Genomic DNA, 26,137 nt, shown 5'->3' with positions numbered 1-26,137 from the left:
GCACCCACCCGGGGCGGCGGGGCACGGGCCGCACCCACCGCACCCACCCGGGGCGGCGGGGCACGGGCCGCACCCACCGCACCCACCCGGGGCGGCGGGGCACGGGCCGCACCCACCGCACCCACCCGGGGCGGGGGAGCACCCGCACCCACCCGGGGCGGCGGGGCAGGTGCCTTATGGGGCGCATGCGCATGTCACGGGCTATGGGCATGGGACGCGTCCTGGAGGGCCCGGGGACGTGGGGTTCGTGCACGTTCATGGGGCGGGGCCGGAGGGGATGGGGTTCGCGCCTCCACCGCCTCCACCGCCTCCCCTGCCGCCGGTGCCGCCGGTGCCGCCTTTGCCGCCTCATCCTGGGATGCCGGGGGCGTTTCACATGGCGTACGTCGCGGAGGCGGCGGAGCGGGGGTTCGGTGGGGCCGGGTTCGCGCCGCGGGTGCGGCGGGGGGACGTGCGGGCGGCGGCGTTGGTGTTGCTGGCCGAGGAGGAGCGGAACGGGTACCAGATCATTCAGGAGATCCGGGAGCGGAGCGGGGGCTTGTGGCGGCCCAGTCCGGGGTCGGTGTATCCGGCGCTGCAGCAGCTTGAGGACGAAGGGCTGGTCGAGAACGAGGAGGTGGCCGGGAGCCGGCGTTATCGGCTGACCGAGGCCGGGCGGGCGTACGTCGAGGAGCGGGCGGAGGAGCTGGGCGAGCCGTGGGCCGAGGTGGCGCGGTCGGTGCCGGAGGACCGGCATGAGCTGCGGCTGCTGTGGGGGCAGCTCAGTGAGGCGTTCGTGCACCTGACGCACGTGGCGAACGACCGGCAGGTGGCGGCGGCCAAGCGGCTGCTGGCCGGCACCCGCAGGGGGATGTTCGAGATCCTCTCGGACGACGGGGAGGCCGAGGACGAGACGGAGAGCGCGGATGACTGAGACGAGCGGATCGGCCGTGTCCGTACGGGGGCTGAAAAAGGTCTTCGGCAAGGTCGAGGCGGTCAAGGGCATCGACTTCGAGGTGGCCCCCGGCGAGGTTTTCGGGTTTCTCGGGCCCAACGGCGCGGGCAAGACGACCACCATCAGCATGCTGTGCACGCTGGCCCGGCCGTCGGGCGGCACCGCGCTGGTGGCGGGGCACGACGTGGTCAGGGAGCGGGACGAGGTCCGGCGCAACATCGGGCTGGTGTTCCAGGACCCGACGCTGGACGGCTACCTGACCGCCGAGCAGAACCTGCGTTTCCACGCCGAGCTGTACGGCCTGCCGCGCGCGCTCGTCGGCGAGCGGATCAGGCAGGTCATGGAGATGGTGGCGCTGTGGGACCGCAAGGACGGCAAGGTCATGACGTTCTCGGGCGGCATGAAGCGGCGTCTTGAGATCGCCCGCGGCCTGCTGCACTCGCCGCGCGTGCTGTTCCTGGACGAGCCGACCGTGGGCCTGGACCCGCAGACGCGCTCGGCGATCTGGGGCTACATCAACAAGCTGCGCCGTACCGAGGACATCACCATCTTCATGACCACGCACTACATGGACGAGGCGGAGTACTGCGACCGCATCGCGATCATCGACCACGGCGAGATCGTGGTGATCGACTCCCCCGAGGCCCTGAAGGCGAGCGTGGGCAAGGACCGGGTGCAGATCCAGACGGGCGACGACGAGGCGGCCATCGGCGCGCTGCGCGAGCGCTTCGGCGTGGAGGCGGCGGTGCACGAGGGGCAGGTGACGTTCGCGGTGCCGTCGGGCGAGCAGTTCGTGCCGCGTCTGTTCGCCGAGCTGGGCGTGCCGATCAAGTCGGTCAGCGTGTCGCGGCCCTCGCTCGACGACGTGTTCATGTCCTACACCGGTACGACCATCCGCGACGCGGAGTCCGACGCGGGCGGGGCGAACCAGTGGATGCGCGCGATGGCGCGCCGGTGAGGAGGGAGGGCCGTCATGACCGCTGAGACGATTCCGATCCGGGTGCCCGCGCCCGGCGCGGCGCGCGACGTACGCGCGATCAAGGTGGTGCTGCACCGCGAGATGCTGCGGTTCGTCAACGACCGCACCCGGCTGGTGACGATGTTGTTCCAGCCCGTGCTGTGGCTGTTCATCATGGGGACCGGGCTCGGCACCCTGGTGGCGGGGGCGATCCCGGGGCTCGACTTCCGCACCTTCATGTACCCCGGCATGATCGCGATGACCGTGATCTCGACGGCGATGTTCTCGGCCGGGTCGATCGTGTGGGACCGCGAGTTCGGGTTCCTGCGCGAGATGCTGGTGGCCCCGGTGAGCCGGGGCGCGATCGTGCTCGGCAAGTGCCTGGGCGGGGCGATCGTGGCGACCGGGCAGGGCGTGGTCATCCTGGCGATGGCCGGGCTGGTCGGGGTGCCGTACGACCCGTTGCTGATGGTCACGCTCCTGGCCGAGATGTTCCTCGCCGCGTTCACGATCACCGCGTTCGGCGTGACGCTGGCCGCCCGGATGAAGAACATGCAGACGTTCTTCGGCATCATGCAGATGGCGATCATGCCGATGATCTTCCTGTCGGGCGCGATGTTCCCGCTGGCGAACCTGCCGTCGTGGCTGCACGTGCTGACGACGGTGAACCCGCTGACGTACGCGGTCGATCCGATGCGGCAGGCCGTCTTCGCCCACCTGGACGTGGCGCCCCAGGTGAACGCGATGCTCAACCCGGGGGTGAGCTGGTTCGGCTGGCAGGTGCCGATCGCGGTGGAGGCCGGCCTGGTCGCGGCGGCCGGGCTGCTGCTGCTCGGCGTGGCCGTCGCGCAGTTCCGCCGCGCCGACTGACGCCGGCGCGAGGCGGCCCGGGGCGCTGGGCCCCGGGCCGCCGGTGGTCGCCGCCCGGCTACCGCTTCACGCGTACGTAGTCGAGCTTGCTCGCCGAGCCGTGGGTCTCGGAGTCACCGCGGTAGACGGCCCGCCACCACCCCGACTGCCACGCCTTGGCGCGGGTGAAGAACCGGCCGTCGTCATCGGTGCGCACCGTCTTGACGTACTCCCACCTGTGGGAGCCCCTGGCCTTGAACAGCAGCGCGACCCTGGACTCGTAGCCGTCCCAGCCCCAGTCCTCGGCCACCTGGAGCCTGCCGCCGAAGTACAGGTACCTGCCGTACTTCGCGGGCTCGCGGTAGGCGTCGAACCTGGAGACTCGGGTGTCGGCCTTCGACGGCGGGGCGATCACCCGGACGTGCTCGCCGTCGCTCACCGACGGCTTGGCGTCGTCGCCGCCGGCGTACTCGGCGCGCCACCAGCCGGTGGCCTCGGCGCGCACGCCGATCCTGAACCAGCCGCCGCGCCCGGTCGTCACCGTGGCGACGTGCCGGTACGCGTCGGCGCCCCGCTCCCGGAAGGTGATCTTCACGCTCTGGCGGCCGAAGCCGTCCCAGCCGTGCCGGTCCTCGATCTGGAGGCGGCCGGAGGCGACGATGGTGTCGCCCCTCCTCACCCGGTCGGGCGAGGCGTCGAAGCGGGCGATCCTGGTGTCGTAGACCTGCTTGACGGTGAACTCGCCGGTCTTGGACGCCTCGCCCTCGCCGTGGGCGATGGCCAGGTAGGTCCACTTGCCGGCCTTGCTGGACCTGCCGAAGTCCTTGGTGGCGGTCCACTTCGTCTGCTGCCCGTGCGGCTGCGGCGTCAGGTCGAGCTTGGTGTAGACGCCTGCGCCCGGCGGCTTGATCTGGAGTTCGGCCCTGCCCGCCCCGGTGGTGAGCACGGTGAACGTCGTCTTGACCGCCGGTCCGGTCACCACGACCGGATTCGGGTTGACCTGCACCTCGTTCACTGCTGGGGCCGCCCGCGCGGTCGCGGGGGGCGCCAGGGCCAGTGCCCCGGCGGCCACCGCGACGACGACGGCCGCGGCCTGGATGCGTCGCAACATACGGTTCTGATCCTTCCCCGTAGGTCGGAACGCGGCATGAGGGTGCCACGTCTCACTACCAAGTAGACGTTTCAGAGCGGTAAACCGTTGGTAATCCTGACAAACTGTCATTCATGACTGTCGAATAGGACCGCTCCACAACGGATGTCGGCGGGCGCAAGACGGGGCCGCCCTCCTGGCGACATAATCGGCCTTGTGGCGCGCGACACTGTTGAGACGCATTTCACCGAGGCGCTCGCGGCGCTGGAGCCGTGCCCGCCGCGCGACCCCGCCCTTCCGGTCGCACCGGGCACCGAGCTGACCGGGCGGCGCTGTCTTGAGCTGTACGAACACCAGCTCGGCAGCCGGCTGCTCGACATCGCGGCGCGGCTGCTGCGCGAGCAGGGAGAGGGCTTCTACACGATCGGCTCCGCCGGGCACGAGGGCAACGCGGCCATCGCGGCTGCGCTGCGCCCGACCGACCCCGCTCTGCTGCACTACCGCTCGGGCGGGTTCTACCTGACCAGGTCGGCGATGGCCGGGCGGCTGCCCGAGGAGGGGCTGCGCGACGTGCTGCTCGGCCTGACCGCCTCCAGCGAGGAGCCGATCGCGGGCGGCAGACACAAGGTGTTCGGCCACCCCGACCTGGCGGTGATCCCGCAGACCTCGACGATCGCCAGCCACCTGCCGCGCGCCGTGGGGGTGGCCTTCGCCATCGAGCGGGCCCGCAAGCTGGGCGTGCCGTGCCGCTGGCCCGACGACTCGATCGTGGTGTGCAGCTTCGGCGACGCCTCGGCCAACCACGCCAGCGCGCTGACCGGCTTCAACACCGCCGCGTACGGCTCCTACCAGGGCCTGCCGATGCCGATCCTGTTCGTGTGCGAGGACAACGGCCTGGGCATCAGCGTGCGCACCCCCGAGGGCTGGATCGGCGCCGGGCACCACCCGCGCCTTGAGTACCTCACCGCCGACGGCGCCGATCTGTGCGGCCTGTACGAGACCGCCGGCCGCGCCGCCGCCCTCGTACGCGAGCGCCGCGTCCCCGTCCTGCTGCACGTCAGGACCGTGCGGCTGATGGGCCACGCCGGCTCCGACGTCGAGAGCGCCTACCGCACCAAGCGCGAGATCGAGGCCGACCTCGCCCGCGACCCGCTGCTGGCCACCGCGGCCCTGCTGGTGCGCTCGGGGCTGACCACGCCCGACGAGCTGCTGACCCGCTACGAGACCACCCGCGAGCACGTGCTGAAGATGGCCATGGAGAGCACGCGCAGGCCGAAGCTCACCTCGGCCGGCGAGGTCATGGAGCCGCTCGCGCCGCGCACTCCCGGCCGGGTGGCCGAGCTGGTGCGGGTGGCGGCCGAGCCCGCGGCGCGCAACCGCGCCTTCGGCGCCAGTCTGCCGGAGGAGGAGGGGCCGCTCACGCTCGCGCAGGCGATCAACCGCACCCTCGCCGACGCGCTCGCCGCCCACCCCGACATGCTGGTCTTCGGCGAGGACGTCGCGCGCAAGGGCGGCGTGTACGGCGTCACGCGCGGGCTGCAGAAGCGTTTCGGCGCGGGCCGGGTGTTCGACACGCTGCTCGACGAGCAGGCGATCCTGGGCCTGGCGCTGGGCTCGGGCGTGTCGGGCCTGCTGCCGGTCCCGGAGATCCAGTACCTCGCCTACCTGCACAACGCGCTGGACCAGATCCGCGGCGAGGCGGCCACGCAGTCGTTCTTCTCCCGGGGGGCCTACCGCAACCCGCTGGTGGTGCGGGTGCCGGGCTACGCCTACCAGAAGGGCTTCGGCGGCCACTTCCACAACGACAACGCGGTGGCCGCGCTGCGCGACATCCCGGGCGTGGTCATCGCCTCCCCCGCCCGGCCCGACGACGCCGCGGCGATGCTGCGCACCTGCCTGGCGGCGGCCCGCGCCGACGGCTCGGTGTGCGTGTTCCTGGAGCCGATCGCGCTCTACTCGACCCGGGATCTGTTCGACGACGGCGACAACGGCTGGCTGGCGCCGTACGCGCCGCCCTCGCGCTGGCACGAGACCCACGTGCCGCTGGGCCGGGCGCGCAGCTACGGCGACGGGCGCGACCTGACCATCGTCACCTTCGGCAACGGCGTGCGCATGAGCCTGCGCGCCGCGGTCCGGCTCACCGCCGAGCGCTACAGTTGCCGGGTGCTCGACCTGCGCTGGCTGGCGCCGCTGCCCACCGAGGATCTGCTGCGCGCCGCCGAGCTGACCGGCAAGGTCCTCATCGCCGATGAGACCCGGCGCACGGGCGGGGTGTCCGAGGGCGTGATCGCCGAACTCCTCGACGCGGGTTTCGAGGGGCAGATCGCCCGGGTGACCTCGCAGGACAGCTTCGTGCCGCTGGGCGAGGCCGCCAACCGGGTGCTGCTGTCGGAGGCAGAGATCGAGATGGCCGCGCGCAAGATGCTGGGCTGACCAGCCCATCCGCCGCAAGGCGCGCACGTCAGGAGGCGGACGCGCCTGAAGGCGGGCGTCGGGGCCACTGTGCCGTAAGGGCGGCCGTCAGGAGGCGGGGTCGGCGGTCCTGGCGCGCACGTTGGCTTCCAGGGCGTCGGCGAGGCGGGGCACCAGGCGGGTCAGCTCGCGCAGATCCTCCTCGGGCCAGTCGGCCACGACGTCGCGCAGCCACGCCGAGGAGATCGTGCGGCAGCGGGTCATGGCCTCCAGGCCCGCGTCGGTGGGCTCGATCAGCCAGGCCCGGCGGTCGGCGGGATCGGGCAGCCGGCGTATGTAGCCGCGCCGTTCCAGGTGGCCCACGTGCCGGGTGATGTGCGGGCCCTCGACCTGGAGCTCGGCCGCGATCTGGCCGATGCGGCGCGGCTCCCCCGCGTCGCGCAGCACGTTCATGATGGCCAGCCCGGGCCGGTCGATCTGCACACCGGCCTGATTGACCAGCGAGTCGTGCAGCCGGCCCGACTTCAGCACCCGTACCAGCCGGGTCAGCGCGTCGCCCACGGCGTCGATGTCAGCCGCCATAACCTCTTGCCTACCTAAGTTAGGTATGTAGTATCGTCGTCTCCTGCAAGGTTACCTACCTAAGTTACATAAGGAACCTCCTCATGCAGCTCACCGTCTCACCGGAACGGCCCGCGGCGAAGGTCCGCAACCCGTGGCTGGTGGTGGTACCGCTCGCAGTGGCCTCCGCCACCGCCGCGCTGCAGCAGAGTGCGATGGTTCCTCTGCTGCCGACCCTGCCCGAGGCGCTCGGCACCTCGGTAGGCGCCGCGACCTGGGCGTTCACCGCGAGCCTGCTCGTCGGAGCGGTGGCCACCCCGCTGTTGTCGCGCTTCGGCGACATGTACGGCCGCCGCCGCGTCGTCCTCATCGCGCTCGGGCTCCTCGTGATCGGCTCGGTCATCGGCGGCGTGTCCACCACGTTGCCCGGCCTCCTCACCGCCCGCGTGCTCCAGGGATTCTCAGCCGCGCTCATCCCGCTGTCGATCGGGCTCGCCCGGGAGGCGCTCCCCCGCCACCAGCTCGCGACCGGCATCGGGGTGCTGAGCGCCACGCTGGGGTTCGGCAGCGGTGGAGGAATGATACTGGCCGGGGTCGCCGGCGGTTACCGTGCGGTCTTCTGGGTCACCGGGGCCGTCGCGCTGGTCATCACCGTGGTCGTCGCGCTCCTGGTGCGCGAGCCCGCCCCCGCCCCCGGCGGGCGGCCCGACCTGCCCGGCACCATCCTGCTCACCCTCGCCCTGACCGCGCTGCTGCTCGCCATCAGCCAGGGCGGCTCGTGGGGCTGGACCTCGCCGGCCGTGCTCGGCCTGTTCGCCCTCTCGGCGGTGATCGCCGTGATCTGGGTCGCCGTGGAGCGGCGCGTCGCCGAACCGCTGATCGAGATCCCCATGCTCACCCACCGCGGCACCCTCGGCGCCACCGGATCGGGGCTGATCCTCGGCTTCACCCTGTTCCTCAGCATGACGACCATGTCGGGGTTCGCGCAGAGCCAAGGCAGCACCACGCTCCAGGTCGGCGTCTACCTGCTGCCCACCACCATGCTCATGCTGGTCATCTCACTGTTCGCCGGGCGCATGATGCGCCGGCTGAGCGCGCCCACGCTCGTGGCGACCGGATCGCTCGTCGTCGGGGCCGCCGACCTGTGGCTGCTGGCCTTCCACCGCGGCGAGTTCGACATGTACGCCGCCACCACGCTGCTCGGCATCGGCATCGGCGCCGCCTACGCCGCGCTCGGCACCATGGCCGTCCAGCACGTCGAGCCGGCCAAGACCGCGGTGGCCAGCGGCGTGAACTCCCTGATGCGGGTCGTCGGCGGCAGCATGTGCGGCGCGGTCCTCGCCGCGATCCTGGCCGCGCACACCCCCGCCGGCAGCGCCGTCCCCTCGGTCACCGGTTACGAGGTCAGCCTCGCCGTGGCCGCCGCCGGCGCGCTCGTGGCCGCCCTCTTCGCCGCCGGATTCGCCCGGTACGCCCGTGCCGCCGCCCCCGAGCCGGCCCTGGCGGACGCGTAGCCGTCAGAGCCAGTCGCGGCGCTTGAACACCACGTACAGGGTCACGCAGACCAGGCCCATCAGCACCAGCGCGAGCGGGTAGCCCAGCGCCCAGTGCAGCTCGGGCATGTGGTCGAAGTTCATCCCGTAGATCGTGCCGACCAGGGTCGGGGCGAACAGGATGGCCGCCCACGCGGAGATCTTCTTGACCTCCTCGCTCTGCGCGTAGCTGGCCTCGGTGATCTTGCGGACCTCCTCGTTCTGCGCCTGCCCGACCAGGGTCGAGTTCACCACGAGGATGTCCTGCAGCATCTGGCGGAACCCGCCCACCCGCTCCACCACGGTGATCGCGTGGTCGGCGACGTCGCGGAGGTAGCTCTCCAGCTCCTCGTCCACGCCGTACTTCGCCGACCCCGCGATGAAGCCGTCGATCATGCCGAGGAGCGGGCGGGTGGCCCGCTGGAACTCGATCACCTCGCGGGACAGCTCGTAGATGCGCCGCGACACCGCCGGGTCGCCGCTGAAGACCTGCACCTCGATCTCGTCGATGTCGTTCTGCAGGCCGGAGACCACCGGGGCGTAGCCATCGACGATCGCGTCCAGGATCGCGTACAGCACCGCCTGGGGCCCCTGGCGCAGCAGCTCCGGGTCGGACTCCATGCGGCGGCGCACCGTGGACAGGTCGGGCGCCTCGCTGTGCCGGACGGTGATGACGAAGTTGGGGCCGAGGAAGATGTGCAGCTCGCCGAAGTCGACCTCTTCGGTCTCGTCGAGGTAGCGGGCCGCGCGCAGCACGACGAACAGGGTCTCGCCGTAGCGGTCGGCCTTGGGCCGCTGGTGGGCCACGATCGCGTCCTCGACGGCCAGGTCGTGCAGCCCGAACTCCTCGGCGACCTTCGCGATCTCCCAGTCCTTCGGGCGGTACAGGCCGATCCAGGCCATGCTGCCCGGGGTGTTCTTCAGGCTCTCGAACGCGTCGGCGAGCGAGGCGGGGGTGGCCACGCGGCGGCCGTCGACGTACAGGGCGTTGTCGATCACACTCGGCTGGATCGGGCCCAGCTCCTCGGCGCGCGGGTCCATGGACCGCTCGGGCGCCTCGCGCCGCACGTCGTTGCGCCCGCCGCCCCGCAGGAAGGACCGTACGCCGCGCCGCTCCGCCACGCCACGCCCCCTTCCGTCGTGCCCGCTGTGCCCGTCGTATCCGCCGTGCCCACCCGTGCCCGTCGCCTCGCACCCGGTCAGAGTTTAGCCAGGACGTCCGATCCGAACAGCTCTGCGGCATTTCCCCAGCAGACCGCCCGCAGCCAGTCCTCGCCCAGGCCCAGCCGCTCCAGGGCGTGCAACTGGTGGGCGTACGGATGGGGGATGGTCGGGAAGTCGCTGCCGAGCAGCACCTTCCCCTCCAGGCCGAGATCACGCAGCAGGGGCAGCAGCGGCTCCGGGAACGGCGCGACGGCGGCGGCGAAGTCGGTGAAGGCCATGGTGGTGTCCAGGCGCACCCGCTCGAAGCCGCGCGCCATGGCCAGGAACTCCGCGTACTCCGGCATGCCCATGTGCGCGATCACCGCGGCGAGGCGGGGGTGGCGGGCCAGCACCTCGCCGATCGGCACCGGGCCGGTGCAGCGCCCGGGGACCGGCATCGAGCCGGCGTGCACCACGACCGGCACCCCGGCCTCGGCGAGCAGGCCCCACACCTCGTCCAGCTCCTCCTCGCGCGGGTCGAACGCGCCGACCTGGAGGTGCACCTTGAAGATCACCGCGCCCTCCTCCAGCGCGCGGCGCACGTACGCCGCCACCCCGGGCTCGGGGTAGAAGGTCGCCGAGGGCAGGCAGCCGGGCGTCCGGCGGGCGAAGTCCAGGGTCCACTCGTTCAGGCTCTCCGCCATGTCCGGCCGGTGCGCGTACGCCAGGGCGGGGAAGGCCCGCACGCCCATCTCGGCCAGCCGCGCCACGCGCCGCTCCACCGGCCAGCGGTACGTGATCGGCCAGCCGTCGCCGATCAGCGGCCCGCCGTGCGTGAAGTGGTGCCACACCCGGCGCTCCATCCGCTCGGGCAGGAAGTGCACGTGCGCGTCGGCCAGGCCCGGCAGCCCGAGCCCGGCACACCACTCCCTGACCTGGGCGTCCTCCCTGAGCACCGAACCTTGTTCCGACCCCATGCGACGACGATAACCGCGCGCGTACGCTCCAGGTCGCGGGACGGTCAGGTTTCGGGCAAGCTTGAGCCGATGGAGTCGCTGAACGAGGTGTGGGCCCACCTGACCACGGCCCAGCAGGATCCCCCGACGTGGGCGATCCTGCTGTCGGCGCTGGCGGCCCTGGGGGTCGTGTCGTATTCCACCTCCTGGCACATCTCCAGGGGCCTCGTCACCATCGCCCACGAGGGCGGGCACGCGCTGATGGCCGTGCTGACCCGGCGCAAGCTGCAGGGCATCCGGCTGCACTCCGACACCTCCGGCGTCACCCTCACCCGCGGCAAGCCGACCGGCCCCGGCATGATCCTCACCGCGCTGGCGGGCTACGTCGCGCCGTCGCTGCTCGGCCTGGGCGGCGCCTGGCTGGTCTCCGAGGGCTACGTCCGCATCCTGTTATGGCTGGTGCTGGTCCTGCTGGCGTGCATGCTGCTGCTGATCCGCAACCTGTTCGGCGTGGTTTCGCTGCTGGCCACCGGCGGCGCGGTGTTCGCGCTGTCGTGGTTCGCCACCGACGAGCTCCAGGCGGTGTGCGCGCACGCCGCCGTGTGGTTCCTGCTGTTCGGCGGCGTACGCCCGATCTTCGAGCTGCAGCGCAAGCGGCGCGGCAACCGCGCCCCCGACTCCGACGCCGACCAGCTCGCCCGGCTGACCTTCCTGCCCGCCGGGTTCTACATCTTCTTCTTCCTGCTGGTCGCCGGGGCGTCGCTGGTGGCCGGCACGGTGCTCATGGTCCCGTGGCCACTGGATCTCATCTGACACACCACTAAGATCTGGGCGAACGGGGACACAGGGGAGACGACAGCGTGCAGCCAGTGGAGGAGGTCGCGGGCTACCACGTCCTGGACCAGGCCGGGCAGGGCGGCTTCGCCGTGGTGTACCGCGCCTACCAGGAGCGCCTGGACCGCCAGGTGGCGCTGAAGGTGCTCTCCGTGGACCGGGTGGACCAGCGCACGCTGCGCCACTTCCAGCGCGAGCTGAAGCTCACCGGCCGCCTGACCGGCCACCCCAACGTGGTCACGGTCTTCGACACGGGCACGACGCGCAGCGGGCGGCCGTACATCGCGATGGAGTTCTTCGAGGGCGGGTCGCTGCGCGACCGGCTCACCCGCGAGGGGCCCCTGCCCGTGCCCGACGCGCTGCGCGTGGGCGTGAAGCTGGCGGGCGCGCTCGCCGCGGTGCACGAGGCGGGGGTGCTGCACGGCGACATCAAGCCGCAGAACATCCTGATCTCCAAGTACGGCGAGCCGGCCATCGCCGACTTCGGCGTGGCGCGGGTCGTGGACATGGCCGAGGTGTCGGCCTCATCGCACGCCTTCACGCCGCTGCACGCCGCGCCCGAGATCCTGCGCGGGCAGCAGCACAGCGTCCCCTCCGACATCTACTCCCTCGGGTCCACGCTCTACCACCTGCTCGCGGGCCAGCCCGCCTTCCACGACCCGAGCGACCCGTCGATCGCACCGCTGATGCTGCGCGTGCTCAGCCGCCCGCCGCCGCCCATCGGCCGCGGCGACGTGCCTCCCGGCGTGGCCGAGGCGATCCTGCGCGCGATGGCCAAGGAGCCGGCCGAGCGGTACGCGACGGCGCGGGAGTTCGCCCGGCACCTCCAGGCCCTGCAGATCGAGCTGGGCCTCCCGGCCACCGACCTGATCGGCGGCCCCGGCAACCCGCCCGTCGCCGACGGCCACCGCTCCCCCGCCGCGCCCCCACCCTTCGACGGCCGCCCGACACTCGACGGCGGCCCCGTCGCCGTGCCCGCGCCCTTCCCGGCGCCCCCGCCCGCCCCACCCGCCCCGCCACCGCCGTCCCCCTGGGCCCCCGGCGGCCAGGCCCCGGCGTACGCCCCGGCCGGTGGCCCGCAGGCCCCGGCGCAGCCGTACGGCCAGGGCGGCAACGCGCACGCCGCCCCGGCGTACGGAGCGGACGGCGGCGCACAGGCTCCGGCGTACGAACCCGGCGGGGCGCATGCCCCGGCGTACGCCCCGGGCGGCGGGCCCGACCCGCAGGCGACCCCGCGGGTGCCGGCGCGGCCCCGCACGGACGCCGGGCCGGGCCGTTCGCCCGCCGATGCGGTGACGGGACCGGGACGGGCCGAGGGGACACGGGCCGCGGCCCGGTCGGCGCGGCAGTCGCGGTTCCGGCTGCACCTCGTCGTGGGCATGGCCGTGGCCGGCCTGGCCGGGGCGGGCATCGGCGTGGCCGTGTTCGTCGCCGGGCAGGGCGGCTCGGGCGCCACCGCGTCCACCGGTGACCCCGGCCCGACCGCGACGGCCGCCACCAGCGAGGCCGCCCGGCCGAGCGAGTCGGTGGATCCGGCCGCCGTACGCGCGCTCACCCCGCGCCGGGTGCGCGCGGTGGCCGACAACGGGACCACGGTCACGCTGCGCTGGCAACTGCCCGCGGCGGCCCGGCGCTACCCGCTGATCCTGCAGCGCGAACCCGCCGACGGCCAGCAGACGACGGTTCTGGAACGCGGCGCCACCAGCGCGACCGTGGTCGGCCTGCGCCCAAAGACCGGCTACTGCTTCGTGGTCGGGGTGCCGCTCAGCATCGGCGAGAAGTCCACCACCGCCTGGTCCCGCCCGGCCTGCATCCGCGGCGCCGTCGCCCACTGACCGCGTGCCCCCAGCACGGGCGGAGCGGGACGGCCCACCACCGGCCCTCCGGCCCCGCCCTAGCCGGAGCACGGTGAGACGGGCCCCGCCCGCACCGGGGCGATGTGGGGCGAGGCGGCGGGGTGGAACGCACACGCCACCGGCCCCCGCATCAGGAGCGCAGGAGCAGGGCGGGCACGCAACACCCACCCCCGCCTCAGCGCGGGGGGAGTGGGACGGCGCGCCACCGCCCCACTGGTCCCCGGCCTAGCGGGGGCGGGGTGGGATGAGGGTGCGGGGGTGGAGGCGGCGGGTCAGGCGGCGTAGGGGTGGGGTGCGGCGGCGGAGCAGGGTGTGGACGGCGTCGCTGCGGCGCCACGCCTCCTCCGCGTCGTGAGGGCCTGCCCCGTCGGGGGCGTAGCGGGCGAAGTTGGTGATGTCGGCCAAGGGGGCGAGGTGGGCGGCCACGTCGGCGCCGTGGGTCTCGTCGCCGTGGCGTACGACCTCCTGGGCGGTGAGCGCGTCCTCGCCGGTCAGGCCGAGGTCGTCGCAGGTCTGCCGCCAGGCCCCGGCCACGCGGAGCCCGGCGTCGCCGGCGTTGCGCCGGGCGCGGCGGCGCCACCAGGGCAGCAGCAGCGCCAGCGCGACGTACGCGAGCGCGAGCGCGGCCACGGCGAGCACGGCCAGGGCCCAGCCGGGCAGGCCCGCCTCCTCGGGCGCGCTGTCCGGCCGCCGCGTGGGCTTGGTGCTGGGGCGGGGCTTGTCGGCGGTGACCTCGCCGAGTTCCTGGTCCAGCCGCCGGCGTTCCTTCTCCACCGCCGAGGGCACGTCGTGGCGGCTCTGCTCGCCGCTGCGCGGCGGGGTGGGGTCGAAGGCCAGCCAGCCGAGCCCGGCGAAGCGGACCTCGGCCCAGGCGATCACGTCGCCGGTCGTGACCTTGTAGACGCCGCCCTCCTGCGTGCCGGGGCGGAATCCGACCACGACCCGGGTGGGCAGGCCGAGGGTGCGGGCCATGAGCGCGAAGGTGGCGGCGAACTGCTCGGAGGTGCCGCGCCGGGTCTCGCGCAGGAAGAAGTCCAGGCTGGGCAGCGAGTGGCCGGGCGGGGCGGTGATGTCGTACCTGGCCGAGCCGCGCAGGAACTCCTCCAGCATCTCCGCCTGCCGGTACGGCAGCGTCGCCCCGCGCGTCGCCTGCTGGGCCAGCCTGCGGAACTCCTGCTCGTACCGGCCCGCCGGGACGTGCAGCAGCGCGGCGTCGCCCGACGGCGTGGCCGCGCGCAGCTCCTCCTTGGTCGGCTGCTCGATCCGGGAGGTGACCCGGTAGGTCAGGCCCTGGCTGGTCTTCGCGCCCGCGACCAGGGCGCCGCTGTCGGGGTCGGTGACCACGCCGGTCAGGCCGCTGACCCAGGTGGGCCGCTCGGCCGCGGGCAGCCAGCGGTCGCGCAGCGCCTTGACGGTGACGGTCTGCTCCACGTCGTACGCCTTGCCGGTGCGCTCCCCCGGCGGGACCCGGCCCCCGGTCGGCACGAACCTGGCCGAGGAGGTCCAGCGCACGCCGTCGTAGCGGTCGAGCACGGCCAGCCGCCAGTTCAGCGGGGTCCGCGAGCGCACGGTGAACAGCTCGGTCTCCGGCCGCCGCAGCCAGGCCGAGATCCGGTCCAGCGGGCTGACCGCGTCGAAGCGCACCGGCTGGGGCGGCACGGCGTCGGCCCTCGGGTCGTACGGCTCGCGGGCCAGCGGCAGCAGCGGCCCGGCCAGCATCGCCAGCGCGGCCAGCGCGCCCACCGCCGGTACGCCCGCCGCCAGCCACAACGCGGGAAGCCGGTCGCCGAGCAGCGACAGCAGCGCGGTCAGGGCGAGCAGCACGGCGGCGACGGGCAGGTTGGAGCCGGTCCCGCCCACGCCGAGCAGCACCGCGATCCCGAACACGATGATCGCGGGCAGTGCGGGGGCCGCGCGGGTGCGCGAGCGCCCCACCAGCTCGGCGCCGGTCACGGCGGCCAGCCACACCAGCGTGTAGACCAGGATCAGCAGCCGGGGCTCGGCGGGGGCGGGCAGCAGCGTGCCGAGCAGGGCCTGCCAGGAGTTGGCGAGGTCGGCGGGGATGCGGGCCAGTACGGCGGGCGCCACCGTGCCGTAGACGGCCAGGGCCGCGCCCGCGCACCACAGCGGCAGGCCGGCCAGCAGCGCCAGCCACAGCGGGCGCGAGCGGAGCAGCGCGGCGACCAGCACGGGCACCGTGGCGGCCACCGCCACGACCAGCACCAGCGCCCGCGCGTCGAACACCCGGTGGAAGGCCCAGCCCGCCGCGCCCGCGAGCAGCGCCGCGACCGCGAACCGCGCGGCCGTCATCGGGCGGCCCCGCGCCAGGCAGCGGGCAGCGCGTCGAGATCGGGCACGTCGAGCACGGTCACGCCGGGAGCGGCGGGCACCGCGCCGGCGGACCCGGCGTTCAGGCAGACGACCCGGTCGAAGCGGCGGCGGTCGGCGGACGCGGACGCGGTGTCGCGGGCGTCGCCCGTCACCATCACCAGCGCGCCGCCGCCGCGCGCCAGCCGGACGGCCTCGGCCGCGCCCCGCTCACCCGCCGTCACCGTGGCGAGCCGGTCGAGCACCGCCTCGGCGTCGCCGCGTCCGCCCGCGCCCTCAAGCAGCACGCCCTCGCCGGACAGCACCCGCACCGGGAAGCCGGCGCGGGCCGCCGCCACGGCCACGGACGCGGCGACGTCCACGGCCAGCTCGAAGCGGTCCTCCGATCCGTACGCGCCCGCCCGCGTGTCCAGCGCCACCGTGGTCGTGGGCAGGCTGGCGTCCACAAGCTGGCGGACCATGAGAGTGCCGGTGCGAGCGCTGGAGCGCCAGTGCACGTGCCGCAGGTCGTCGCCCACGACGTACTCGCGCAGGGTGTGGAAGGTCGCGGTGCCGGCGGGCGCGCTGTCGCTGGTCGGGCCGTCGAGGTGGTGGGCCCGGCCGGAGGGCAGGACGGCCAGGTCGGCGGTGCGCGGGCGGACCAGCAGCGTGGCCGGCTCGCCGTACTCCCTGACCCGGCGGGTCAGGCCGAGCGGATCGGCGCGCACCAGCAGCAGCGGCCCGACCGGGATCTCGCCGCGCCGCCCGGTCGGCAGCGGGTACGTCACGGTCCGGGAGGAGCGCCTGGGCAGGCGGGGCACGTCCACGCTCTGCTCGGTCTCGCCGAACCTGTCGCGGGCGCGCAGGCCGGACAGCGCCCACCGCCCGGTGTTGCGCACGTGCAGCACGGCGACGGCGGCGTCGCCGCGCGGCACCTTCAGCGGCGTGACCTCCCGGGAGACCTCCAGGCTCGCCTTGGGCGCGGTCCACAGGAACGCGGACGCCAGGGCCAGCGCGCCGCCCGTGGCGAGCACGGCCAGCTCGGGATAGCCGAGCAGGAAGCCGGCGGCGTACAGCGCCAGCGAGACCGCCATCGTCCCCCAGCCGAGTGGCGTCAGCATCGCCGCGCCCCCTACACCCCGGCGAACGCCTGCGGCACGGGCAGGCCCGCGACGATCTCGGAGACGAGCGCGGCCCCGGTTCGCTCGCGCAGCTCGGCCTCGGGGGTCAGCACCAGGCGGTGCGCGATGACCGGCACGGCCAGCGCCTTGACGTCCTCGGGCACGACGTAGTGGCGCCCGGCCGCGGCGGCCTTGACCTTGGCCGCGCGCACCAGGGCCAGGCTGGCCCGCGGGCTGGCGCCCAGGCGGATCTCGGGCGAGGTGCGCGTGGCCGCGACCAGGGCGACCACGTAGTCGTAGATCGGGTCGGCGACGTGGATGCGGGTGGCGAAGTCGATCATGCCGGCGATGTCGGACGCCCGCGCCACCAGCGGGAGCTGCTCGACCTGGGGACCGGTCGGCATGCCCTTGAGCACCTCGACCTCCGCGGCGTGGTCGGGGTAGCCGACCGAGATCCGCATCAGGAACCGGTCGAGCTGCGCCTCGGGCAGCGGGTAGGTGCCGTCCATGTCCACCGGGTTCTGCGTGGCCACCACCAGGAACGGCCGCGGCACCGGGTGCGAGGCGGAGTCCACGGTTACCCGCCGTTCCTCCATGACCTCCAGCAGCGCCGACTGGGTCTTCGGCGAGGCCCGGTTGATCTCGTCGCCGAGCACGATGTTGGCGAAGATCGGCCCTTCGTGGAACTCGAAGGACTGCGTGGCCTGGTTGAAGATCGACACTCCGGTGATGTCGGAGGGCAGCAGGTCGGGGGTGAACTGGATGCGCCGCAGCCGGGCGTCCACGCTGGCCGCGATCGAGCGCGCGAGGGTGGTCTTGCCCGTGCCCGGCACGTCCTCCAGCAGCAGGTGCCCCTCGGCGAACAGGCACACCAGCGCCAGTTCGATCGCCTCGCGCTTGCCCCGGATCACCCGCTCGATGTTCTGCGCCAGCAGCGTGAACCGCTGCGCGAACTGCCCCGCCAGCGCCGCGACGTCCCCGGCCCCCTGCGGCGCGTGCTGGGCCTGCTGGACCTGCTGGGCGTGCTGCGCCTGCTGGCTGTGCCGGCCGTGCTGCTGCGCGTACTGCCCCTGCTGGGGGTGCCCCTGGTAGCCCTGGTTCTGGTACGCCCCCGCGTACGCCGCCTGGGGCTGGGCCTGCGGCGCGGCGTAGGAGACCGGCACGCCCTCGCCCCCGTGGCCGGGATCGGCCGCGTACCGCCCGGCGGCGGCATGGGTCGCCTCGTGGTCGGGGTAGTGGCTGCTCACTGAGTCCCCCTTCTCAGTCGTCACACTGGAACAGCGGCGCCGCGGGGAAGCCGCCCCTCGGCGTGGTCATCAGCGTCTCGCTCAGGTAGCCGACGCCGCCGTTCCACTCGATCCGGTTCCACACGTCGCTGGTCTCGCCGGTCTCGCTCTCGGTGACGGAGGCCCCCTTCACCTGGCAGATCACCGTGATCGAGATGTACTGGCCCTTGGGGATGCGCCCGATCTCGCCGGTCTTGGACGGCCCCGACCGGATCAGCGTGTCCACCTGGTTGTTGTTGGCGTTCTTGTAGGTCCCCCTGGGATAGGCGAGGTCCACCGTGGTGGTGGCCGTGCCCTCGCCTTCGCCGGCGGCGTTCCTGGCCTTGAGCGTGAACTCGTGCTTCTGGTTGTTCTTCAGCCCGGTCACGCTGTAGGAGGTGCCGCTGATGCCGTCCTTGCTCACGGCCCCCGACAGCGTGTACGTCGTGCCGTCGCCGGCGTTCTCCGGGGCGTTCCAGGTCAGGTCGGCCCCCTGGTTCTTGGCCTTGGCCTGGAACCCGGTCGGCGCCCCCGGCGCGACGCACGGCTTGGCGCCCGCGCTCGGCTCGGAGGCGACCTCGCCGCCCGCCCAGTGCGCGACCACGGTGAAGGTGTAGTCGGTGCCGCAGTCGCCGCCGCGGAACTCGAACTGGAACGGCCCCTCGGCGTCCACCCGCTCCGGCGTCAGCGTGCCGCCCGAGGGCGAGACGGTGAGCGTGTAGTGGTCCACCTTGCCGCCGGTCGAGGGCGAGAACATCACATCGATCTTCCCCGGGCCGGACTTGGCGCTCACCGTGCCGGGCGGCTGCGGCGCCGACGGCGTGGCGCTGGGCGTGGGCGTGGGCGTCGGGGTGGGCCGCGGCGGCGGGGTGTTCTTGCGGTGCGTCTTGGTCGGCGCCGGGTCGGGCTCGGCCTCCTCCACCGGGGTGGTCGGGTCGGGCTCGGGCGGCCGGGTGTCCTGCGGGTCGGGCGCGCCGGTCGGCCGGGTCTTCGGCGTCGGCAGCGGCTTGGGGGTGCGGCTCGGGCCCGGGACGTCGCGGTCGTCCTTGTCGATGCCGTGCCTGCGGCCCTCGACGTCGATCACCACGGCCTGGTCGCCGTGGGGGTCGTTGGCCCACAACTGGCCGTCCTTGACGAACACGTCCAGCTCGCCGGGGCCGCGGCGTACCGGGATCTCGGTGGGCTCGCCGCCGGTCGCGCTGTCCCACACGATCAGCCCGCCGGTGCGGCTGTCGGGGATGTACACCTTGGTGCCCAGGACCTCGGGCACGCCGAGCGCGTCGGGATCGGCCACCGAGGACAGCTTGACGCTCTGCGGGGCGCGCTGGTCGGTGTCGATGACGACCACCAGGCCGTCGGCGCCGGGCACCAGGATCGGCGCGAGCGGGCCCTCGGTGGTCAGCGGCGAGAGCACCGGCTCGTCGCCGGCGATCCGCACCTCCTCGGGCAGCTCGATCACACCGGTGCTGCCGTCCTCGCCGATCACGGTCGCCTGCGAGGTGCGCGAGTTGGTCACCACGGGCAGGCCGCCCGCGATGGTCAGCGCCAGCGGGTCGCCGGCCTTCCCGACCCGCACGGCCTTCTCCTGCACGCCGTCGCGCACCCGTACGACGGTGCCGTCGGCCGAGACCGGCACCCACAGCCCGCCGCCGCCGTCGATGCCGGCGGCGCCGAGCGGGCGCGGCAGCGACAGCGGCGTGCCGATCGCGTTGAGCGTGGCGGGGTCGATGCGCTGCACCGTGCCCTCGGGATCGACGGCGTAGGCGACCTTGCCGGACACCACGAACTGCAGCCCGGCGGTGGCGAAGTCGCGGGTCTGGGTGACCTCCAGGCGGCTCGGCTCGATCCGGCTGACCACGCCGGTCCGCTCGTCCACGAGCAGCACGGTCGCGCCGTCCTGGACGACCTTGAGCGACGTGCCCGCCTTGCCGCGCACGTCGATGCGCCCGTCCACCTCACCCGACAGCCCGTTGGCGTGCACGACCGACCCGCGGCCGGTGCTCCACAACCACGCGCCCACGTCGGCGAGCGCGGGGTTGGCGCTGGAGATCCCCACCCCGAACACCGCCGCGACCGCGACGAGGGCGCCGACGACGGCGGTCGCGATCAGGGCCGTTGCCCGATCACCCCGTGGCCTGGGCACCTTCACCCTTGACTCACCCCGTGCCTTGACTCTCGCTTTGTCCCCGTTTTACCGAGGGTCACCCTAGCGTGCCCGCGATGTGACCCGCAGGTATCCGACCCGGCGGTCATGGCTCGGGACGAGCTCAGGACGAACTCAGGACGAACTCAGGACGAGCTCAGGACGAGCTCGGCACGACCCGCGCGCGATGGTCCGAGACTGTCGGGCGCACGCCGTACGGTAGTGCGCGTGCCCGAGACCAACCAGGAGATCACGCTCGACTCCGCGCTCACCGAGGAGGCGGTGCTCGCCACCTACCGGCGCATGTTCGCCGCGCTCGCCCGCGACAGCGGGGCGGTGGTCGACGACCCCGTGCTCGTCGACATCGCCGAGACCCTGTTCGCGGCGTTCGCCGAGGCCGGGGAGGAGTGGCTGACCCACGAGCAGATGCGCCACGCCTGCCGCGACCATCCGGTGGAGCTGTTCGAGAACCGGCTGCGGGTGCTCAAGGGGCTGGGCGCGATCCGCGAGGTGTTCCCCAAGCCCAACCAGCTCCGCTACCGCGCCTCGTTCACCAGCGTGGTCGGGCTGATGTTCGTGCGCCGCATGATGGACGACGGCGGCCAGTCCGAGATGCACCGGCTGCTGGCGCTGGAGGATCTCAACGTCGCCGACCCGCGCACGACGATGGAGGAGGCCCGGCAGAGCGCGCACAACCTGGCGCGGGCGTTCCGGCTGTGGGCGCTGGAGCTGATCACGCTGACCACGGGCACGATCGAGGAGCTGCGCGAGCAGGCCCCCAAGCTGTGGGGCACCGAGGAGATCGCGCGCCGGGCGCAGAGCCTGCACGGCACGATCCTCACCCGCTGGCCCGAGCTCGACCGCACCTGCACCGAGCTGCGCGCGGCGATCTACGCCTACAGCGACGCCTCACGCCGCGCCGCGGGCCGCCTGGCCGACTCCGCGGGCACCACCCGCAACCTGACCCTGCTCCCCGCCGAGACCTGGCGCACGTTCGCCCAGACCGCCTCCAAGGAGCGCCTGGCGGCGGTGCTCGACGGCCTGGTCTTCGACGCCCCCGCCCCCTGGCACGACCCGGCGGCGATCGTGTGGGCGGTGGACGAGGCCCCCCGGCCCGCCCCGGCCCAGCCCACCCCGCCCCGCTCGGCCCTGCCCGACCCGGGGCCGGCCGACGCGTACGACCCGGGCGGCGCCGCCGTCCTGGACCGTCTGACCGCCATGGCCGAGGAGTCCCTGGCCGGGGGCGACTCGGTCCCCCTGGAGGACCTGCTGACCCGCCCCGGCGACTGGACCACCGCCCGCCGCCTCCTCGCCGACCTCGCCACCGTCGATCTGAGGCCCGAGCTGCCCTACCGCCTGCGCTGGTCCGACACCCTCACCGCCGCCCCGGGCGGCGACCCCGCCTGGCTCACCCACGGCGTCCTGGAACGCGCCACCTCCGAGCCCGCCGAGGCCGACCAGGGGGACCGCCCATGACGACCACCCCGCAGGGAGCCCCGCCCTCCGAACCGGCCCCAGAACCGGCCCCCGGCCAGGGGCCCGCCCCGACGCCCGACCTGGCCGACCTGGCACCCGAGACGGCTCACGCCACGGCGCCCGAGACGGCCCACGACACGGCCCACGACATGGCGCTCAACACGGCACCTGAAGTGGCACCTGACATGGCGCCCGGCCTGGCGCACGCGCTGGCCCGTGCGCGGGGTCCGCTCCCTCTCCCCGCCGACCGGCCCGCGCCTCCCGGCATGCTCCGCCTGGCGAGCGCCGCGTCCGGCGTGTCCGCGGTGCCCGTGTGGCCCGACGGGGTGACGCCCGCGCTGCTGGAGGAGTACCAGGTGGCGCCGGTCTCGGTGGAGCGGGCGGGTGAGGCCAGGCGGGTGCTGGCGGCCTGCCTGAAGTGCTGCTGGACCGACCTGGAGGCCGATCCGTGGCCGGGGGTGGCGGCGCCGGTGGAGCTGGTGCTGGCGGCGTACCGGGCGCTGATCGGGCGCAACGACGACCTGATGCGCAACTGGGCGATCGGCGCGCTGCGCCGGCTGCACGACTCCGCATGGATCGTGATGTCCGGCGACGAGGTGCGCCTGGGCCCCAGGTGCGCCACGTGGCGGCCGGAGTCGCACGGCCAGTTGCGCGAGCTGGTCCGCCGGCTGCCCGCCGCCGACCCGTCGGCGCTGCTGCCCATGCCGCCGGCCGAGGCGGGCGCGTCCTCGGCGAGCGCGGCCGGCGACGCCGACGGCGCGGGCTGGGACGAGGACCTGCTCGGGCCGTACGACGAGCGGCGGCGGGCCGAGGTGGTCGCGGCGTTCATGGCGGTCGAGCACGCCGCCGAGCCGGTGCAGGAGGTGCGGTTCGCGGCGCTGCGCGACCCCGCGCTGCGGCGTACGGTCGGCGAGATGCTGGCCCGGCGCGGCCGTACGCTGATCCAGCGGCGCGACCGGTGGACCTCCGGCTACGCCGACGCCACGGCCGCCCGGATCGGCACCACGCTGGGCGAGACCGAGCGTGCGGTGCTCGCGCTGGTGCTGGTCCACTCGGTGGCGATCCCGCGCGCCGAGGGCGTGCTGGCCGAGGACACCTGGCTCTCGCCGCATCCGACGCCGGTGGAGGAGCTGCGCCGGCACACCCAGCTCCCGATCGGCGAGATGGAGGCGGCGCTGCGCTCGCTGCGGCACGCGGGGCTGCTCAGCCAGGTCAAGGCGGGCGAGGAGGCGGGCGGCTACGTGCCGGGGCCGCAGTTCCACCGGCTCACCCAGGCGGCGCGGCGCCGCCTCCAGGAGGAGCTGATCCTGGCCGCGGGCCCGAACACGCCGCTGGCGGCGGCCGTACGCGCCAGGCGCAGGCAGCAGGCCCGCGCCGATGACATCGACACCATGGAACGACGGGAGCAGGGGGACTCGCGGTGACGCCGATGGAGAACGTGGTGGGTGACCGGGTGCTGATCGCCGTGCAGGCGGTCAACATCTCGCGGCTGTCCACGCACCCGGTGCCGACGGTGCCCGGCACCCTGATCGTCGTCGCGGGCGCGGGGCCCAAGGACTCCAACGGGGCGGGCAAGTCGTCGTTCATCGCGGCGATCACGGCGCTGCTCGGCGATGAGCAGTGGCGGTTCGCCTCGGGCGCCAAGACCGTCGCGGAGCTGCTGTTCAACGCCGAGCTGGCCACGGGCGCGGGCGGGCGCCAGTGGGCCAGCGCCGACCACGGCTACATCGTCGGCGTCTTCGGCGACCCGGCCCGCGCGGCCGGCGCCGAACCCGGCGCCGGCCCCGGTGAGCAGCCCGGTGAGCAGCCCGGTGAGGAGCGCGACGACGAGCCCGGTGACGGGCTGGAGCCGATCACGGTCTGGCTGCGGGTCAACCAGGAGGCCCCGCACCTGGAGATCCGGTGGACCTCCGGGGTCTACCTCGCCGCGGCGCCGTCGGAGGCCGAGCGGGTGGCGCGGGCCGACGAGATGTGGCTCACCCTGCCCCGCTCGGCCGGGCGGCGCGACGTCGTGGCGCGCGACCTGACCAAGGTCCTGTACGGCGACCGGGTGCGCTGCGTGTCGTTCCTGTCCACCTCGGTGCGGACCAAGGTGGCCACCAACCTGTTGTCCCAGCCGCTCAACGAGATCTCCCCCGAGCGGGTCTTCGAGGCGGTGGCCGCGCTTACCGGACTGGACGCCGAGCTGGACCAGGAGCGCGAGGCGCGCCGCGACGAGCACGCCAAGCGGGTGCGCGCGGTGCAGGCGGCCCAGCGACTGCGGGAGTTCGAGGCCGAGTCGCGCACCCTGCTCGACACCTTCGACCGGCGCGACGCGGCCCGCGTCCACCTGGCCGAGGCGATGCGGTGCTGGCGCGGGCGGCAGGCGCGGCGGCTGGTGGCGGCGGCCGACCGCGACGAGGCGCTGGCGGCCGAGCTGTCCCGGCACCGGGTCGCGGCCGAGCAGGCCGCCGAGGCCATCGCGGTGGTCCGGGCCGAGATCGGCACGCTGAAGGACGACACGCTGGACCGGCGGCTGGCCGAGGCGCGCCGGGAGCTGGCCGAGGCGCAGGCGCGGGTGGCCAAGCTGGAGGCCGACCGGGCGGTGGCCGAGAACTCCGCCGACGAGCTGCGCGGCCAGATACCGGGCCTGGAGGAGGCGCGGCGGTTCGCCGACGGCCGCGAGGTGCCGGCGGCCGAGCGCGAGCTGGCCGAGGCCGGGCAGCGGCTCAACGCCGCGCTGAAGGCGCTCGGGGTGGCCGACCGCGAGGTCGAGGGCGCGGCGGCGGCGCTGGACGACGCCGAGGGCGGCCCGGCGGCGGCGCAGCTCCGCGCGCTGGCCGAGGCGGGCGTGGCGGCGAGCGGGCTGCTCGACGCGATCGACGTGGCCGAGCACGCCCGCGACGAGACGGGCGGCGGCCGGGCGTACGAAGGGTTGCGCAACTGGCCGCACGAGCACGCGGTGATCGTCGATGCCGCCGAGCTGGAGGCGGCGGCGCGGGCCCTGGCCGGGCTGCCCGGCTCGGTCCTGGTCAGCGCGGCCGGGGTGACCGTCGTGGGGGCCTTCGAGGGCGTGCCCACCGGCCGCGAGGCCCGGATCAAGGCGGCCGAGCAGCGGCTCAACCGCGCCCGCGACGCGCAGGAGGAGGCCGCCCGCGCCGTACGCCGGGCCGAGGACGGCGTGGCCGAGGCGCGGCGGCGGCTCGACGGCGCCAAGGCGGGGGTGCGGCTGGCCGAGATCGAACGGCGGCTGGCCGAGCGGCGTACCCGGCTGGCGGAGCTGTCCGACGCGCTGGCCGAGCTGGTGCCCCGGGTCTCCGAGGCCGAGCGCGAGGTGGCGGCGCTCGACTTCCGCGCCCGTACCCGCGACATGGAGATCGAGCGCCTTGAGGGGCGGCGCGCCCGGCTGGAGGACGAGCGCGACCAGGCCCGCGCCCAGGAGGCCAAGGTCACCGCCGAGCGGGCGGCGCTCGGCCTCGACGCGCTGGCGGCCGAGTGGGGCGGCACGGTCGAGGGCGCCCGCGAGTGGCTGGCGGCGCTGCCCGAGGCGGAGGCCCCGCTCACCGCCGAGGAGTGGTGGCGCGCCGCCGAACGCCGCCTGGAGCAGGCGCTGCGCGGCACGTTCCCCTCCGACGGCCCTTCCGACGGCTCCTCCGACGGCTCCTCGGACGGCGCGGAGTCCGGCTCCGGGGAGATGCCGGACGAGCTGCGCTTCCTGCTCCGGGAGCGCAGCGAGCCTGGCGCGGGCCGCACGGCCCGGGAGCAGGCCACCTTCCCCGGGGTGTGCGGCGCGCTGGCGTCGTACCTGCGCGGTCAGGAGGAGTACGAACGGCACCAGCGCCGGCAGATCGAGGCGCAGCTCGCCACCCGGCAGCGCGACCTGGCCGCGGCCGACAAGGGCGCGGAGGAGGCCGCCCAGTCCACCGCCGTCCACCGCGCCGCGCTCACCGCCGCGATCAAGGCGAGGCTCACCCGGGTTTCTGAGGAGTTCGAGAAGCTCGACCTGGCCTACGGCGGCTACGGCGCGACCCTGGAGTTCCCGGTGCCCGCCGCCCCGTCCGACCCCGAGCAGCGCTGGGCGTGGAAGGTCATCCCCAAGTGGCGCCGCGGCGAGGGCCAGGGCTACGTCCCCTACAACCGCCGCGCCAACACCGCCCTGATGGACGAGAAGGCGGTCAAGCTGGTCTGCGCCGCCGCCATCGCCTCCTCCGGCGGCGGCCACCTGTGCCTGGTCCTGGACGAACTGGGCCGCAACCTGGGCAAGGAACACCGCCGCGAGGCGGTCGCCCTGTTCCGCCGCATCGGCGAGACCTACGGCATCACCGTCATCGGCGCGCTGCAGGACGACATGGAGCCGTACGCGATCGACGCCTGCGGCCAGTACATCAAACTGCGCCGCTCATCCGACGCCATGCCCTACAACGAACCCCCGGTCATCATCGGCCACGACCGCCACGCCCCCCGGGTCCGCGCCCTGATGGACTACGTCACCCGCGCCCCCGCCGCTACCGCCGGGGCCCCGTGAGCACGGCCGGGTCGAACGCCACCTCGAACGGTTCGGTCAGCGCGAGCGTCTGCCCCGCTCGCGCCGACGCGACCGGCACCAGCCCGCCCTCCTTGGCCCGGAACACCTCAACCAGGGGCATGACGCCTTCGCCCTCCAGCTCCACCCGCATGAAGAACGGCACCCCGGCCGCGGCATAGCCGATGTTCACGAAAGT

19 protein-coding genes are annotated in these 26,137 nt (G+C 74.2%); 10 read left to right on the top strand and 9 right to left on the bottom strand.

Going from position 1 to position 26,137, the window contains the following annotated elements; translation table 11 throughout:
* Positions 1-358 precede the first annotated feature (358 nt).
* From HNP84_RS04375 to HNP84_RS04365, 3 genes are read left to right on the top strand one after another with little or no spacing between them, the layout of a single operon-like run.
* Complete coding sequence (locus tag HNP84_RS04375) at positions 359-913, top strand: PadR family transcriptional regulator (RefSeq protein WP_221335855.1); 555 nt, start codon at positions 359-361, stop codon at positions 911-913.
* Positions 906-1,892 carry an ATP-binding cassette domain-containing protein gene (locus tag HNP84_RS04370; protein ID WP_185048038.1) on the top strand — a complete coding sequence of 329 codons (987 nt, stop codon included), beginning with the start codon at positions 906-908 and terminating at the stop codon, positions 1,890-1,892. Before HNP84_RS04375 ends, HNP84_RS04370 begins: the two co-directional genes overlap by 8 nt.
* A gap of 15 nt (positions 1,893-1,907) precedes the next feature.
* Entirely contained in the window at positions 1,908-2,762 is an 855-nt protein-coding gene (locus HNP84_RS04365; RefSeq protein ID WP_185048037.1) for an ABC transporter permease, read from the top strand.
* A gap of 58 nt (positions 2,763-2,820) precedes the next feature.
* Here HNP84_RS04365 and HNP84_RS04360 read toward each other — a convergent pair whose 3' ends face one another.
* Positions 2,821-3,852, bottom strand: a complete 1,032-nt coding sequence (locus HNP84_RS04360) for a hypothetical protein (RefSeq protein WP_185048036.1) — start codon at positions 3,850-3,852, stop codon at positions 2,821-2,823.
* A 195-nt stretch (positions 3,853-4,047) separates the two neighbouring features.
* Between HNP84_RS04360 and HNP84_RS04355 the strand changes: the two genes are divergently transcribed.
* Positions 4,048-6,264 carry a thiamine pyrophosphate-dependent enzyme gene (locus HNP84_RS04355; RefSeq protein ID WP_312923703.1) on the top strand — a complete coding sequence of 739 codons (2,217 nt, stop codon included), beginning with the start codon at positions 4,048-4,050 and terminating at the stop codon, positions 6,262-6,264.
* A gap of 87 nt (positions 6,265-6,351) precedes the next feature.
* Here HNP84_RS04355 and HNP84_RS04350 read toward each other — a convergent pair whose 3' ends face one another.
* Positions 6,352-6,825 (bottom strand): MarR family winged helix-turn-helix transcriptional regulator, encoded by a 474-nt coding sequence (locus tag HNP84_RS04350; protein WP_185048034.1) that lies wholly within the window; start codon positions 6,823-6,825, stop codon positions 6,352-6,354.
* Between the two features lie 83 nt (positions 6,826-6,908).
* On the opposite strand from HNP84_RS04350, the gene HNP84_RS04345 reads away from it, so the two are divergent.
* Positions 6,909-8,318 carry an MFS transporter gene (locus HNP84_RS04345; protein ID WP_185048033.1) on the top strand — a complete coding sequence of 470 codons (1,410 nt, stop codon included), beginning with the start codon at positions 6,909-6,911 and terminating at the stop codon, positions 8,316-8,318.
* A 3-nt stretch (positions 8,319-8,321) separates the two neighbouring features.
* Here HNP84_RS04345 and HNP84_RS04340 read toward each other — a convergent pair whose 3' ends face one another.
* Together HNP84_RS04340 and HNP84_RS04335 are read right to left on the bottom strand one after the other, a co-directional pair.
* Positions 8,322-9,458, bottom strand: coding sequence for a magnesium and cobalt transport protein CorA (locus HNP84_RS04340; RefSeq protein WP_312923698.1), 1,137 nt, complete (start codon positions 9,456-9,458; stop codon positions 8,322-8,324).
* Positions 9,459-9,535: 77 nt separating this feature from the next.
* Positions 9,536-10,456: an amidohydrolase family protein gene (locus HNP84_RS04335; protein WP_185048032.1), complete on the bottom strand. Its 921-nt coding sequence runs from the start codon at positions 10,454-10,456 to the stop codon at positions 9,536-9,538.
* A 78-nt stretch (positions 10,457-10,534) separates the two neighbouring features.
* On the opposite strand from HNP84_RS04335, the gene HNP84_RS04330 reads away from it, so the two are divergent.
* Both HNP84_RS04330 and HNP84_RS54725 read left to right on the top strand, forming a co-directional pair.
* Complete coding sequence (locus HNP84_RS04330; protein ID WP_246517846.1) at positions 10,535-11,248, top strand: M50 family metallopeptidase; 714 nt, start codon at positions 10,535-10,537, stop codon at positions 11,246-11,248.
* A gap of 47 nt (positions 11,249-11,295) precedes the next feature.
* On the top strand, positions 11,296-13,104 hold the full coding sequence (locus tag HNP84_RS54725; RefSeq protein WP_221335854.1) for a serine/threonine-protein kinase: 1,809 nt from the start codon (positions 11,296-11,298) through the stop codon (positions 13,102-13,104).
* Positions 13,105-13,350: 246 nt separating this feature from the next.
* Here HNP84_RS54725 and HNP84_RS04320 read toward each other — a convergent pair whose 3' ends face one another.
* The 4 genes from HNP84_RS04320 to HNP84_RS04305 form a co-directional block, all read right to left on the bottom strand.
* Positions 13,351-15,435 carry a transglutaminase TgpA family protein gene (locus HNP84_RS04320; protein WP_185048030.1) on the bottom strand — a complete coding sequence of 695 codons (2,085 nt, stop codon included), beginning with the start codon at positions 15,433-15,435 and terminating at the stop codon, positions 13,351-13,353.
* Entirely contained in the window at positions 15,432-16,553 is a 1,122-nt protein-coding gene (locus HNP84_RS04315; protein ID WP_185048029.1) for a DUF58 domain-containing protein, read from the bottom strand. Before HNP84_RS04315 ends, HNP84_RS04320 begins: the two co-directional genes overlap by 4 nt.
* 11 nt (positions 16,554-16,564) lie before the next feature.
* The gene (locus HNP84_RS04310) at positions 16,565-17,518 is read right to left on the bottom strand and encodes an AAA family ATPase (RefSeq protein WP_185048424.1); all 954 of its coding nucleotides are present in this window, start codon (positions 17,516-17,518) and stop codon (positions 16,565-16,567) included.
* A gap of 295 nt (positions 17,519-17,813) precedes the next feature.
* Complete coding sequence (locus HNP84_RS04305; protein WP_185048028.1) at positions 17,814-19,961, bottom strand: fibronectin type III domain-containing protein; 2,148 nt, start codon at positions 19,959-19,961, stop codon at positions 17,814-17,816.
* 228 nt (positions 19,962-20,189) lie between these two features.
* Between HNP84_RS04305 and HNP84_RS04300 the strand changes: the two genes are divergently transcribed.
* Genes HNP84_RS04300 through HNP84_RS04290 form a run of 3 tightly spaced genes read left to right on the top strand, consistent with a single transcriptional unit; the run spans position 20,190 to position 25,941 of the window.
* The gene (locus tag HNP84_RS04300; RefSeq protein ID WP_185048027.1) at positions 20,190-21,437 is read left to right on the top strand and encodes a hypothetical protein; all 1,248 of its coding nucleotides are present in this window, start codon (positions 20,190-20,192) and stop codon (positions 21,435-21,437) included.
* On the top strand, positions 21,434-22,861 hold the full coding sequence (locus tag HNP84_RS52555; RefSeq protein ID WP_246517801.1) for a hypothetical protein: 1,428 nt from the start codon (positions 21,434-21,436) through the stop codon (positions 22,859-22,861). The genes HNP84_RS04300 and HNP84_RS52555 overlap by 4 nt, the downstream gene beginning before the upstream one ends.
* Positions 22,862-22,866: 5 nt before the next feature.
* Complete coding sequence (locus tag HNP84_RS04290; RefSeq protein ID WP_221335853.1) at positions 22,867-25,941, top strand: coiled-coil domain-containing protein; 3,075 nt, start codon at positions 22,867-22,869, stop codon at positions 25,939-25,941.
* Here HNP84_RS04290 and HNP84_RS04285 read toward each other — a convergent pair.
* Complete coding sequence (locus tag HNP84_RS04285) at positions 25,922-26,131, bottom strand: hypothetical protein (protein ID WP_185048025.1); 210 nt, start codon at positions 26,129-26,131, stop codon at positions 25,922-25,924. The two genes, HNP84_RS04290 and HNP84_RS04285, sit on opposite strands and share 20 nt — an antisense overlap.
* Positions 26,132-26,137 lie beyond the last annotated feature (6 nt).

It is taken from the genome of Thermocatellispora tengchongensis (assembly GCF_014202315.1).
In the GTDB taxonomy this organism is placed as follows: domain Bacteria; phylum Actinomycetota; class Actinomycetes; order Streptosporangiales; family Streptosporangiaceae; genus Thermocatellispora; species Thermocatellispora tengchongensis.
Note: the sequence above shows the minus strand (reverse complement) of the source record. Positions and strands in the feature narration are given on the sequence as shown.